Origin of the sequence: Virgibacillus sp. (assembly GCF_013393565.1) — a bacterium.
GTDB lineage: Bacteria > Bacillota > Bacilli > Bacillales > Amphibacillaceae > Virgibacillus > Virgibacillus dokdonensis.
Genome location: NZ_JABXHF010000018.1, coordinates 45,117 through 58,125, shown reverse-complemented (window position 1 = coordinate 58,125; position 13,009 = coordinate 45,117). Strand labels below are relative to the sequence as shown.

The 13,009-nt window shown below is 35.6% G+C and carries 12 protein-coding genes; 11 read left to right on the top strand and 1 reads right to left on the bottom strand.

Going from position 1 to position 13,009, the window contains the following annotated elements; translation table 11 throughout:
• The first annotated feature begins 316 nt into the window (after positions 1–316).
• The 7 genes from mnmE (at position 317) to HLX49_RS05675 (ending at position 8,850) form a co-directional block, all read left to right on the top strand.
• On the top strand, positions 317–1,693 hold the full coding sequence (gene mnmE / locus HLX49_RS05705; protein ID WP_077702082.1) for a tRNA uridine-5-carboxymethylaminomethyl(34) synthesis GTPase MnmE: 1,377 nt from the start codon (positions 317–319) through the stop codon (positions 1,691–1,693).
• Positions 1,694–1,723: 30 nt separating this feature from the next.
• Positions 1,724–3,610 (top strand): tRNA uridine-5-carboxymethylaminomethyl(34) synthesis enzyme MnmG, encoded by a 1,887-nt coding sequence (gene mnmG / locus HLX49_RS05700; protein WP_101933107.1) that lies wholly within the window; start codon positions 1,724–1,726, stop codon positions 3,608–3,610.
• A gap of 65 nt (positions 3,611–3,675) precedes the next feature.
• Positions 3,676–4,392 (top strand): 16S rRNA (guanine(527)-N(7))-methyltransferase RsmG, encoded by a 717-nt coding sequence (rsmG, locus tag HLX49_RS05695; RefSeq protein ID WP_077702080.1) that lies wholly within the window; start codon positions 3,676–3,678, stop codon positions 4,390–4,392.
• Between the two features lie 572 nt (positions 4,393–4,964).
• On the top strand, positions 4,965–5,849 hold the full coding sequence (gene noc, locus HLX49_RS05690; protein ID WP_077702079.1) for a nucleoid occlusion protein: 885 nt from the start codon (positions 4,965–4,967) through the stop codon (positions 5,847–5,849).
• 346 nt (positions 5,850–6,195) lie between these two features.
• Complete coding sequence (locus HLX49_RS05685; protein ID WP_077702078.1) at positions 6,196–6,969, top strand: ParA family protein; 774 nt, start codon at positions 6,196–6,198, stop codon at positions 6,967–6,969.
• A complete protein-coding gene (locus HLX49_RS05680; protein WP_077702077.1) occupies positions 6,950–7,789 on the top strand; it encodes a ParB/RepB/Spo0J family partition protein in 840 nt (279 codons plus the stop codon). The genes HLX49_RS05685 and HLX49_RS05680 overlap by 20 nt, the downstream gene beginning before the upstream one ends.
• A 353-nt stretch (positions 7,790–8,142) precedes the next feature.
• The gene (locus HLX49_RS05675) at positions 8,143–8,850 is read left to right on the top strand and encodes a DUF554 domain-containing protein (RefSeq protein ID WP_077702076.1); all 708 of its coding nucleotides are present in this window, start codon (positions 8,143–8,145) and stop codon (positions 8,848–8,850) included.
• A 281-nt stretch (positions 8,851–9,131) separates the two neighbouring features.
• Here HLX49_RS05675 and yyaC read toward each other — a convergent pair whose 3' ends face one another.
• Positions 9,132–9,734 (bottom strand): spore protease YyaC, encoded by a 603-nt coding sequence (gene yyaC / locus HLX49_RS05670; protein ID WP_077702075.1) that lies wholly within the window; start codon positions 9,732–9,734, stop codon positions 9,132–9,134.
• An 88-nt stretch (positions 9,735–9,822) separates the two neighbouring features.
• Between yyaC and HLX49_RS05665 the strand changes: the two genes are divergently transcribed.
• The 4 genes from HLX49_RS05665 to HLX49_RS05650 all read left to right on the top strand — a co-directional run bounded on the left by HLX49_RS05665 (position 9,823) and on the right by HLX49_RS05650 (position 12,882).
• Complete coding sequence (locus HLX49_RS05665) at positions 9,823–10,848, top strand: YkvI family membrane protein (protein WP_101933108.1); 1,026 nt, start codon at positions 9,823–9,825, stop codon at positions 10,846–10,848.
• Positions 10,849–10,875: 27 nt separating this feature from the next.
• Positions 10,876–11,904, top strand: coding sequence for a mechanosensitive ion channel family protein (locus HLX49_RS05660; protein WP_296360975.1), 1,029 nt, complete (start codon positions 10,876–10,878; stop codon positions 11,902–11,904).
• 209 nt (positions 11,905–12,113) lie between these two features.
• Entirely contained in the window at positions 12,114–12,371 is a 258-nt protein-coding gene (locus HLX49_RS05655; protein WP_331805083.1) for a class I SAM-dependent methyltransferase, read from the top strand.
• A gap of 313 nt (positions 12,372–12,684) precedes the next feature.
• The gene (locus tag HLX49_RS05650; RefSeq protein WP_077702071.1) at positions 12,685–12,882 is read left to right on the top strand and encodes a DUF951 domain-containing protein; all 198 of its coding nucleotides are present in this window, start codon (positions 12,685–12,687) and stop codon (positions 12,880–12,882) included.
• The last annotated feature ends 127 nt before the right edge of the window (positions 12,883–13,009 follow it).

Genomic DNA, 13,009 nt, shown 5'->3' with positions numbered 1-13,009 from the left:
GTATTCCTTGAATACCATTTTTATGGTATGATTGTCCATGAAAGACTCCTTATAATTTGGGATTTGGACAGGACTACCATACCCTAATTATAAGGTTTTTTTATGCGTTTTTGTATTGATAATTCCTGTTATTCTTAGTATTGACACAAGTTGTTTTTTCTTGACTACTTTATAAAAAGTTTATGCAACGCTAGTGGAAACGAAGAAGAAAAAATAGGTTGTGGATAACTGTGTTTTGTGATATTCTATTAAGTTAGTGACGATAAAAAAACGCACTTCATATAGATATTCATGTATAGGTTGGAGGTGATTAGCAATGGAAACAGAAACAATTACAGCTATATCAACACCAATAGGTGAAGGGGCAATTGCAATTGTTCGTTTAAGCGGCCCTGAGGCTATTTCCATCACAGCTAATGTTTTTAAAGGAAAAAATTTAGGTGATGTGGCTTCACATACAATACAGTACGGGAAAATAATCGATCCTGAGACAAAAGAGGTTGCCGAGGAAGTTATGGTTTCAGTTATGCGAGCACCAAAAACGTTTACCCGTGAAGATGTTGTAGAAATTAATTGTCACGGGGGAATGGTTGCGGTTAACCGTGTATTGGAAATTATTTTAAGCCAAGGAGCTAGACTAGCTGAGCCTGGTGAATTCACGAAACGTGCTTTTTTACATGGGAGAATTGATTTATCGCAAGCAGAAGCAGTGATGGATCTTATTCGAGCGAAAACAGATAAAGCCATGTCCGTTGCATTAAAGCAGATGGATGGCCGCTTATCTGCGCTTATTCGTCGTTTACGCCAAGATTTGTTGGAAACAGTGGCACATGTAGAGGTTAACATTGATTATCCAGAATATGATGACGTCGAAGAAATGTCCCATGATATGATGCGCACGAAATCAAAAGAGGTGTATAAAGAAGTTGTTGAGCTTCTACAAGTGGCGAAACAAGGCAAGATTTTACGAGAAGGTTTAGCAACAGCGATTATAGGACGACCAAATGTTGGCAAGTCGTCACTAATGAATACACTTGTTCAAGAGAATAAAGCAATTGTTACAGAAGTTCCAGGAACCACTCGCGATATTATTGAAGAATATGTTAGTGTAAGAGGGGTTCCTTTACGGTTAGTAGATACCGCTGGGATTCGTGAAACAGAAGACATTGTTGAAAAAATTGGCGTAGAACGATCTCGTCAAGTACTAAAAGAATCAGATTTAATTTTATTTGTACTAAACTATAATGACGTGTTATCAGAAGAAGATGAAAAGTTATTTAAAGCAATAGAAGGCTTAGATTATATCGTTATTATTAATAAAACGGATTTAGAGCAAAAGTTAGATTTAGACCGTGTCTATGAATTGGCTGGCGGAAAACCAATTGTTATTACTTCCTTGGTACAAGAAGAAGGGGTAAATGATTTAGAAGAAGCCATTGCAAAAACTTTTTTCGCTGGTGATATAGATACGGGCGACCTCACATATGTTTCGAACGTCCGTCATATTCAACTGTTGAAACAAGCCAAACAAGCTTTAGAAGATGCGATGGAAGGCCTAGAACTTGGACTACCGTTAGATGTCGTACAAATAGATGTAACAAGAACGTGGGAATTACTAGGTGAAATCATCGGGGATACTGCAAGTGACAGCCTTATTGATCAGCTTTTCTCACAATTTTGTCTCGGAAAATAAAGTTACTTTAATTTAGAAAGGATGAGACCAATGACTTATGATGCAGGACATTATGATGTAGTCGTGGTCGGTGCAGGTCATGCAGGTGTAGAGGCTGGGCTTGCGGCTGCTAAAATGGGAGCAAAAACATTAATGCTCACACTTAATTTAGATATGATCGCATTTATGCCATGTAATCCTTCTATTGGAGGACCAGCAAAAGGGATCGTTGTAAGGGAAATTGACGCACTAGGTGGTGTCATGGGTAAAGTGATTGATAAAACGCATATTCAAATGCGTTTGTTGAATACAGGAAAAGGGCCTGCCGTTCAAGCGCTTCGGGCGCAAGCGGATAAACCTATGTATATTAAGGAAATGAAAAATATTGTAGAAAATGAGAAAAATCTTACATTGCGCCAAGGAATGGTAGATCGTTTAGTAGTTGAAGATGGTGTCTGTAAGGGAGTTGTTACAGAAACCAATGCCTTCTATCGTGCAGAAACCGTCATTATTACGACAGGAACGTTTATGCGAGGGAAAGTGCTTATGGGAGATTTGGAATATGAAAGTGGCCCAAATAATCAACGACCAACGATTAAATTGTCCGAAAACCTAGAAGAACTAGGTTTTGAAATTACGCGGTTTAAAACAGGTACACCTCCACGTGTAAATAGCCATACGATTGATTATTCAAAAACAGAAATCCAACCGGGAGATGAGACACCCCGCAGTTTTTCATATGAAACAACAGAATATATTACAGATCAAATTCCATGCTGGTTAACGTATACGAATGAATTTACGCATGAAATTATCAATGAGAACCTCTCTCTTTCTGCTATGTATTCTGGAATGAAACGTGGAACAGGTCCGAGATATTGTCCGTCTATTGAGGATAAAATTGTCCGTTTTAACGACAAGCCTCGCCATCAAATTTTCTTAGAGCCAGAAGGAAGAGATACAGAAGAAGTGTATGTACAAGGGTTATCGACTTCTTTACCTGAATCGGTACAGCATGGCATGGTAAGAAGTGTAGAAGGGTTAGAGAATGCAGAAATTATGCGAGCTGGCTATGCGATTGAATATGATGCAATTGTGCCAACACAGCTATGGCCGACATTGGAAACAAAGAAAATCCCCGGTTTATTTACGGCGGGGCAAATTAATGGTACTTCTGGTTATGAAGAGGCAGCAGCTCAAGGGATTATGGCTGGTATTAATGCCGCTGCAAAAGTATGGGGGAGAGATCCAGTCATTTTAGATCGATCACAAGCTTATATTGGTGTGCTTATAGATGATTTAGTGACAAAAGGGACAAATGAACCGTATCGACTATTAACATCCCGTGCAGAGTATCGCTTACTATTAAGACATGACAATGCTGACTTTCGTATGACAGAGCTAGGCTATGAGCTAGGCTTAATTACGGAAGAGCGTTATGCAGCATTTAAGGAAAAATATCGCCTCGTAGAAGAAGAAAAGAAACGATTGCAAAAATTAATCATTAAGCCTACAGAGGAAGTAAATGCATTTTTAGAAACAGCTGGGGCATCAAAGATGAAGGAAGCTGTAAAAGCATATGATCTTTTAAAGCGACCAGAGCTGTCGTATGACTTATTAGCACCAATTATTCATGCGGATCCGTCACTTCCACATGATGTTACGGAACAAGTCGGTATTCAAATTAAATATGAGGGATATATTAAAAAGGCGAATGATCAAGTAGCACGCATGCTGAAAATGGAAGAAAAGAAAATACCAGAAGATATTGATTATGATGCAATTAGTGGTATAGCTACAGAAGCGAAAGAGAAGCTGAAAAAAGTCCGTCCACTCTCTGTCGGGCAAGCATCGCGTATTTCTGGAGTAAACCCAGCTGATATATCTATTTTAGTTGTTTATATGGAGCAAGGAAATATAGTACGTCTGGCTAATTAATGATAGTAAGCAGATTTAGCTTATAAGTAGCTAAGTCTGCTTTTATCTAAATAAGGAGTAGAACCATGAAACGAGAACAAATTTTTCAAGTATTAGAGGAAAAGGGAATAAAGTTAACCGCATATCAAAAGGAACAATTTTCCATTTATTACACAACATTAATGGAGTGGAACGAAAAAATTAACTTAACTGGTTTAACGGAGGAGGCCGATGTTTATTTAAAGCATTTTTATGATTCAATAAGTGCAGCGTTTTACTTTAATTTTAATCATGTGCAATCGATTTGTGATGTTGGTGCAGGAGCGGGTTTCCCTAGTATCCCGTTAAAAATTTGCTTTCCACATCTAGAAGTTACTATTGTTGATTCATTAAAAAAACGAATTGGTTTTTTAAATGAATTATCCACTGCTTTGTCGTTAGAAAAAGTTGCCTTTTATCATGACAGAGCCGAAAACATGGGCAAAAATGCAGCTTTTCGTGAAACTTTTGATGTAGTAACTGCAAGAGCGGTTGCACGTATGTCTGTATTAAGTGAACTTTGTTTGCCACTAACAAAAAAACAAGGGACTTTTTTGGCTATGAAAGGTGCAAAAGCAGGGGAGGAGATAGAATTAGCTAAGCCTGCGATTGAGGTTTTAGGTGGGGAATTAAAACAAATGTACACGTTTACTTTGCCTGAGGAAGAAAGTGAACGCTCCATTATTGAAATATATAAAGCAAGAAAAACACCTAAAAAATATCCACGAAAAGCTGGACTTCCAAATAAAGAGCCAATTGAATAGTGTGAAACACATGTCTAATGTTAGGATCTATCCCGGATAGAAGGTGCTGTAAGGATCCTACTGTATTAATTGAAAGAAAGCGTCGAAGTGGGGGATAACAGCATCTAATTTGCTCTAGCCATGAAGGGGATGAAAAACCCCGACTGATTAATGAGTATTTTTCCTATTATATATATGGTAAAATAAAGGCAATGTATGTGTTTGTGATTAAGTAATAATTTTGTATAGCGCTAGCAGTTTGCTGCTGCGTTTTTTCTTATACTGCTACTTTTATAGTTAGATAAGTAACTGTAACAGGAGTTCTATTTTAGGTTATATCTCTGTATCGTAAATTATCGAGAGAGTTTATATAGATTGAATATTCAATTTATTCATTTAGTAAGGTATATATCTTTTTCGCTTACTCTTTATCTATCTTCTATTTAAGATAGAGAGAAACAAGTTTCCCTTTATAAGCGCTTTTCCTGTGCTATAATATTTATAGTTATTCCATATAAAATGTTCCACGTGAAACATTTTATATTTTATACATAGATCATATTATAATAGTATATTAGAGGTGGTGTGGGATTATGGTGAAGCCCTTTAACCGTTTTTTTGGAATCGGTGATAAACCTGAACAGGAAAATGATTCCGATTCAGGTATAGATATTCACTCCAATGAAGTGATACAGATCCCTGTTAAAAATATAAAACCTAATCGTTATCAGCCTAGGTCAATTTTTAGTGAAGAAAAGATAAAAGAACTTGCTCAAACGATACAAACACATGGTATGATCCAACCAATTATCGTTAGGCAATTGGTTGAAAATGACCAGACAGAACAACACTATGAAATTATTGCTGGGGAAAGAAGATGGCGAGCAGTGGAGTCCTTAGGATGGGAACATATTTCTGCTATTGTCAAAGAAATGACGGATACAGAGACTGCTTCCGTTGCGCTTATAGAAAATTTACAACGTGAAGAACTAACGGTTATCGAAGAGGCAACAGCGTATGCGCAATTATTAGAGATTCATGATTTAACCCAAGAAGCACTTGCTCAACGATTAGGAAAAAACCAATCAACCATTGCAAATAAGTTACGATTACTTAAATTGCCTCAAGCAGTTCAGGAAGCATTGCTAGGAAAATATATCACAGAGAGGCATGCTCGAGCCCTCATTAAATTAAGTGATGAAGAGGAACAAATTAAATTATTACAAGAAATCATTGAAAAACATTTAAATGTAAAGCAAACAGAAGAAAAAATAGCAAAAATGAATGAGCGAAAAGAAAAAACGGCAAAAAGGAATACAGTTAAACGAAAAGGTTTTAATAAGGATATTCGTATTGCAATGAATACGATACGTCAATCCCTTAACATGGTTTCTGATACAGGTGTTGAAGTTGAGTCTGATGAACAAGATTTAGAAGATTATTACCAAATCACGATTAAAATTCCAAAGAAGAAATAATTCATTTATATATTTAAGTTTAATAATCACCATATCGTTTAAGAAAAGGATTATACTTATTGTACTATAGGAAAAGATAAGATCCTTTGATTTATAATATAAGAAAACTGGCTCCGCCATAAAAAAGGTGGTAAGCCAGTTTTTCTACAGGATACCCATCTGGTGGGTGTTTTCACTATTTACGTTTATCTTATAAGAAAAATGACGGTGTTTTTACGCCAATCCATGTATTTCTTAAGAATTATGTCTACTAAAATTACGAATCGCTAACAAAATTGAAATTAGTCAACTATTTAGAAGAAAAAATGATAAAATAGATAGTATATCGTTTTAGGTAGGTGTCAACATGGGAAAAATAATGTCCATCGCTAACCAGAAAGGTGGCGTAGGAAAAACAACATCATCTGTTAATTTAAGTGCTTGTTTAGCACATTTAGGAAATAAGGTTCTTCTTGTAGATGTTGACCCGCAAGGTAACGCTACAAGTGGAACAGGTGTAAATAAAGCAGATGTAAAACATTGTATTTATAATGTCCTTGTAGAAGAGTTACCTGCGGAAGAAGTATGTATTTCTACAACGATTGAAAATTTAGATATTATACCTGCTACTATCCAATTAGCTGGGGCAGAGATAGAGTTGGTGCCAACAATATCTAGAGAAATACGGCTTAAAAAATCATTAGAGAATCTGAAGCTAGACTATGATTACATTATCATTGATTGCCCTCCATCACTTGGGTTATTGACTTTAAATGCACTAACTGCTTCTGACTCCGTCATTATTCCAGTACAATGTGAGTATTATGCTTTGGAAGGACTAAGTCAGTTGCTAAACACCATTAGACTAGTACAAAAGCATCTTAATAAAACACTTATGATTGAAGGAGTGTTATTAACTATGCTTGATGCTAGAACCAATTTAGGCTTACAAGTTATTGAAGAAGTGAAAAAATATTTTCAAGACAAAGTCTATCAAACGATAATTCCACGTAATGTAAGATTAGGAGAAGCGCCAAGTCATGGTTTGCCAATTATTACTTATGATGCAAAGTCAAAAGGTGCAGAAGTATATCTTGAGTTAGCGAAGGAAGTGATGGCCAATGGCGAAAGGGTTAGGTAAAGGAATTAATGCTTTCTTTCCAGAGGTTGAGGAAAAACAAGATGATGTTATTGAGGAAATTGCTATTTCTGAGTGCCGTCCAAATCCATATCAGCCTCGAAAAACTTTTCACGCAGACGCTATTGATGAGTTAAAAGAATCTATTCTTGAGTACGGTATTATTCAGCCTTTGATTGTTCGAGCGAGCATTAAAGGCTATGAAATTGTCGTAGGAGAAAGAAGATATCGTGCAGCTAAAGAGGCAGGATTAGATAAGATACCAGTCATTATTAAAGAATTAACCGATGATAAAATGATGGAACTGGCATTATTGGAGAACTTGCAGCGAGAGGATTTAACTCCTATCGAAGAGGCTCATGCGTATGCTAACTTAATGAACGAATTAAACATCACACAGGAAGAATTATCTAAACGCTTAGGAAAAAGTAGATCACACATCGCTAATATGGTACGATTGCTTTCTTTGCCAGAGTCCGTTATTGCCTACATAAATAATGGAGAGCTTTCCATGGGACATGGGCGTGCTATACTGGGTCTGAAGGATAAAACAAAAGTTAAAGCCTTAGTACAAAAAATACGAAAAGAAAAATTGAATGTAAGGCAGGTAGAAAAATTGATCGTTCAATTGAACGAAAAGCCTGTAAAACAAAAAGAAAAACCAAAGAAAGATGTATTTATTCAAGAAAGAGAAACTTTTCTTAGAGAAAGGTTTGGAACTGCTGTAACCATTCAACGTGGCAAACGTAAAGGTAAAATTGAGATAGAATTTTATAACGATAACGATTTACAGCGTATTATTGATACGCTTGAAAATGAATGATTCCATGTTTTTAGAAGTTGATTTGTGACTTGGATAACAGTAGAAATAAGAACTTGGGAGACTGACAATATTGTCAGTCTTTCGTTTTACACTGTAAGAAAGTATGAAATTTCAGGGTTTATAGTATAAGAAAAACAACGGCTATTGTCTAAAGACTTTGGTGATAGCCGTTGTTTTTCTAAAATTTATTTGCTTTGCTGAAAGGCACTAGATAAGAGAAGACAGTTTTTTCGTAATCAATATGCATGAGCTATGATTAAATTTTCCTACAATCGTGTTTTCATATAAATGTAAGTTACATACAATTGTTTCACGTGAAACAGTGACATATTTAAATAGGGGAGGCGGACAAAATAGCATTATATGGTACCATTATAAATGGAGTTTTAATTATTATTGGCAGCTTACTAGGTTTAGTATTCACTAAAATTCCAGAGCGGTATAAAGAGACTATCATGCAAGGAATCGGTTTAGCTGTCTTATTAATTGGTTTGCAAATGGCTTTTGTTACGGAACAAATTATTGTGGTTTTACTAAGCTTACTAATGGGAGCTGTTATAGGAGAATGGCTTCGCTTAGAAGACCGTTTAAATCAATTAGGAAAATGGGTTGGCAATCAATTAGGTTCTAAAGAAGATGATACACGAGTTTCGCAAGGTTTTGTTACAGCCTCTTTAATATTTGTAATTGGTGCAATGGCCATTATTGGAGCATTAGATAGTGGTTTGCGGGGAGATCATGAAGTTTTAATAACAAAAGGCATACTAGATGGCTTTGTCTCCTTAGTATTGACGACAACGTTAGGATTTGGTGTTATATTATCAGTTATTCCTGTACTATTATATCAAGGTTCTATTGCTCTATTAGCTACACAAATAGAAGGTATCGTGCCTAAAGCATATTTGGATGGTTTCATCACTGAAGTAACAGGGGTAGGCGGCTTATTAATTATAGCAATTGGACTAAATCTATTAAATATTACATCTATAAGAATAGGAAATCTATTACCAGCTGTTATAATGGTAGGCTTCGTTTACTCTGTGTATCTACTATTTTTGTAACTATACATGTAGGGTAACATAGTTAGAAAAATTTGGCTTATACTCTCCTATAGCTGAAAAAACCTTGTTTTTCTAATACTATAAACCAAAAAATCTTATGATTTCCTATAGAGAACAAAAGGAATAGTGTGCATAACCTATCCCTTTTGTTCCATCTATAGTCCATATGTATAGGAGACGAGAGGGGAGCATCAATTGGAGGAAGAAAAAATTGTCCAATTAATGAATTTCTGACTTTTGCATTAGCTCGCTTGTCATGGGCTTCACAAAGAGAATGATTCTTATATGGTCGTTGAAACCACAGCTGGCATTCTTTTTCTATATGTTAAACGTTGATCTACTTCATCTAAAAGGTCGGCAATTAATTTGGCCATTGCCATAACAATCTGCAGTCTCGTATTTTGTAAAACAGCGTATTCCATAAATCCACTCACATTAACAACACCAGTAAGATGAGCATCTCCTATAGCAGGAAGCGGTTTATTTAATGCTGCACCAGGTTTAATAGGTCCTCTTCCTGCAATGATTTTTCCTACAGAATGTTGCTTTCCTAAACAAGCATCAATGGCTATAATAAAAGGATGTCGGTATGATGTCTCAATCTGATGTAGATAATCTGCTAAATTGACAGCATGAACGGGATTATCCAACGTGCCATAGATAGAGATATGCCTCGGTTTCTTCTCAGAAAACAAACTCCCAACAAGCGGTCCTAAAGCATCTCCTGTAGAACGGTCTGTCCCAATGGATACAACAACATATTCCCGTGGGGACTGAGGGAGAAGCGCTAAAAAACGATCTAGCATATTCAAATGGAATTCCGGATCTGTATAGTGCATACGGAATTGATCGTGATTATCCAATAATTTGTTTTTAAAAATCATAGCTTATCCTCCAAAGACATATTGGTATAGTATACGGATATTTTCCTGAATCTATACGTAGATGATTAAAATAAATGGAGGAAATGAGATGATACGAGCAGGGATGCAATGGATGTTTTTAATTATTGGTACAACGATTGGGGCAGGGTATGCTTCAGGAAGAGAATTATGGCAATTTTTTGGTCATGAAAGTGGACTAGCTATTATTTTATTTGCCTGTTTTTTTACTATTTGTTGTATAGGCATTATGAATGTGAGCTACACACGAAAGTCTACCCACTACTTACCAGTTTTACGAGACATTGTAGGTGTGAAATTAACAAAAGTGTATGACGTGATGATTTTTATTTATTTGTTTACAACTACTGTTATTATGATTGCTGGTAGTGGTGCAACATCGCAAGCGTTTAATTACCCTTACTGGTGGGGAATAAGTATAATAATTGTTGCGCTTATACTACTATTTTTAAAAGGAGTGAATGGCCTCCTATCTATCAACCAATTTATACTACCAATATTATTAACAGGGCTTGTGTTTGTACTATTATGGTTTACGATTGATCAAAAATTGGATCTTTTTTCACATTGGCATGAACAACGAAATTGGATGGCCGCATTTCCTTTTACGGCATTAAATATTCTTCCGCTAATTGCTGTCTTGGGAGCAATCGGACATAAAGTACAATCAAAACAAGAAATATGGATTGCTTCTATTGGCAGTGGGCTTACACTTGGAGTTATTTCGTTTATTTACAATAATAGTTTAATTCAAATTGCTGATGAAGTACTAGTATATGAGATTCCATTATTTGCTATTATGAAGAACTATCCATTACAAATGCTCGTTTTTATGAGTATATTATTATGGTTTGCTATTTTTACCACAGCTGCTTCAGGAATACTTGGCATTGTGAGCCGTATACAAGACTATGTCAAGCAACCATTATGGTTGATTGTTTGCTTGACCTTGGTTACAATGATTCCATTAACAGCTCTCGGTTTTTCAACCTTAATTCAATACTTATACCCCATTTACGGTATATTAAATTTATACGTATTAACGCGATTATTATTTCTTCCTTTTTGGGATAAACTGGAAAAAACAAAAATATAGATTTTGAGAAGGCAAGGGAGGCTTAGGATGAATTTAGCACAAAGCACAGTAGAAGAAAATGTAGAGAAAGAAGTAGATAATTTTCATAAACTGATGAATGATGCATGGGATTATTTAACAGGTGCCGATTTATGGTTTTCAGTTGGAAAAGGTATGTTGCAAATTATACTTATTCTCGTATTATCTCTGATGGTCATTCGTATTTCTCGGAAAGTAGTGGACCGGTTATTTAAGAAGCGGGATAAAGGCCCCCTTCGAATTACAGAGCGTCGGGAAAACACGTTAAAAAAATTAATTAAAAATGTGATTGCATATGTCGTTTATTTTATCGCACTCCTTATGATTTTAGATGGTGTGTTTGGTCTGGAAATAGGAGCATTAATCGCTGGTGCAGGTGTCGCTGGTTTAGCAATTGGTTTTGGTGCGCAAAATTTAGTCAGAGACATTATCTCAGGATTTTTCATTATTTTTGAAGACCAATTTTCCGTAGGCGATTATGTTGGTGTCGCAGGTATTGAAGGAACGGTGGAAGAAATCGGTTTAAGAACAACGAAAGTATTAAGCTGGACAGGTGAAATGCATATTTTACCAAATGGTAATGTCACCCAAGTCATCAATTATTCCGTTCATAATGGGTTGGCAATCGTGGATATTAATGTACCTTATGAAAGTAGTGTCGACGACGCAGAGCGCTTAATAAATGAAGTTGCCGTTACACTACCAGATAAATATGATTTTGTTGTAGGTACCCTAGATATTATTGGTGTACAAAATTTAGAAGCATCCCATTTTGTAATTCGTGTCATTGCAGAAACATTACCTGGTTTTCAATGGGCAGCAGAAAGAAATATTCGCCGTGATATGCAACATTACCTTTATCGCTCAGGAATTGAAATACCTTCTCCAAGAATCGTGATGTATTCTCGTGATCAGAAGCAAGAATTATTGGATTATAGCCAAAGGAAACAGTTTCATGATAGCTCGAATAATCGAACAGGATATCCGGATCTTGAATCGCATGGTGAACAGTCCCCACAAAGAGAAGGCGATGAATAAGCAGAATAATCATTAATAGAAAAAACTATGGGGAGGCACAGATTTTCTAATGTTGGGGATGATGCAATGAAAAAAGTAGTATACGATGATTATTACAAGGAAAATATTATTTTGGAAATCCATATCCAGCTCTCGTTTGTTTTTTCACAAATTATCAATCGAAAGGAACTGTACTTGATTTAGGTTGTGGGCAAGGAAGAGATTCATTACTGCTTGGAGAACTAGGATATAAAGTAGTTGGAGTGGATCATTCAACAGTTGGAATAAACCAAGTTAATAAAGAGGCTGAAAAAAGAAATATAGACGTTAAAGGAATAGTCGATAACGTATTTGACTTTCCGATTCCCGAGGATACAGATTTTGTATTGTTAGATTCCATGCTACACTTTTATAAAAATGTTATAAGAAAAGAGACCGCTTTTGTAAATAAAATACTATTTGAACTTAAAAAGGCGAAGTGTTTGTGAACTGTATGTTAAAAGGAGCTACACGTGAAAAGATTCTAAAGAAAATAATTACGGAGGCTCAACATGAATGCAATACACTATTCAATGTCTATACGGAATATCGTGAAGCCAATGCAGAATATCATCTGCTTATCGTTATAAAGAAGTAGAATTTAACTTATTTTTACACTATAGGCAAGTATGTAATTTTTTAATTTAAACTCTAAGAAAAAAAGGCTTTTGCCATAAGACTTGGGACAAGCCAAGTCTTTCTAACATGTTAAGGTTGAGATAGTTCATTTTACAATGATAAATAATGAAGGAGAACATGGCTATGGAAGGAAAACAATTTGCACTACATGATGTCGTACAAATGAAAAAGCCACATCCGTGCGGCGAAAACCGTTGGCGAATTATACGGATGGGAATGGATATCCGTATTAAATGTTTGGGCTGTGATCATAGTGTCATGATCCCACGTAAACAATTTGAGAAAAAAATGAAAAAAATACTGGAAAAAGCAGAAGAATAAGTACGAACATAAAGGGAAAAAGAAATTTTTTCATGTGTAAAGAAATAGCGATGATCGTATTAAAATGGTATAATTATGATTAAAGATAAAGAGAAAATGAAAATTAATAGGGTAAAGTGTAAAAGTA

Coding starts and splice junctions, on each gene's coding strand:
- HLX49_RS05660 (WP_296360975.1), top strand. CDS start 10,876: ATGAATTTAGCACAAAGCACAGTAGAAGAAAATGTAGAGAAAGAAGTA.
- HLX49_RS05680 (WP_077702077.1), top strand. CDS start 6,950: ATGGCGAAAGGGTTAGGTAAAGGAATTAATGCTTTCTTTCCAGAGGTT.
- HLX49_RS05685 (WP_077702078.1), top strand. CDS start 6,196: ATGGGAAAAATAATGTCCATCGCTAACCAGAAAGGTGGCGTAGGAAAA.
- mnmG (WP_101933107.1), top strand. CDS start 1,724: ATGACTTATGATGCAGGACATTATGATGTAGTCGTGGTCGGTGCAGGT.
- noc (WP_077702079.1), top strand. CDS start 4,965: ATGGTGAAGCCCTTTAACCGTTTTTTTGGAATCGGTGATAAACCTGAA.
- yyaC (WP_077702075.1), bottom strand. CDS start 9,734: ATGATTTTTAAAAACAAATTATTGGATAATCACGATCAATTCCGTATG.
- HLX49_RS05650 (WP_077702071.1), top strand. CDS start 12,685: ATGGAAGGAAAACAATTTGCACTACATGATGTCGTACAAATGAAAAAG.
- rsmG (WP_077702080.1), top strand. CDS start 3,676: ATGAAACGAGAACAAATTTTTCAAGTATTAGAGGAAAAGGGAATAAAG.
- HLX49_RS05665 (WP_101933108.1), top strand. CDS start 9,823: ATGATACGAGCAGGGATGCAATGGATGTTTTTAATTATTGGTACAACG.
- mnmE (WP_077702082.1), top strand. CDS start 317: ATGGAAACAGAAACAATTACAGCTATATCAACACCAATAGGTGAAGGG.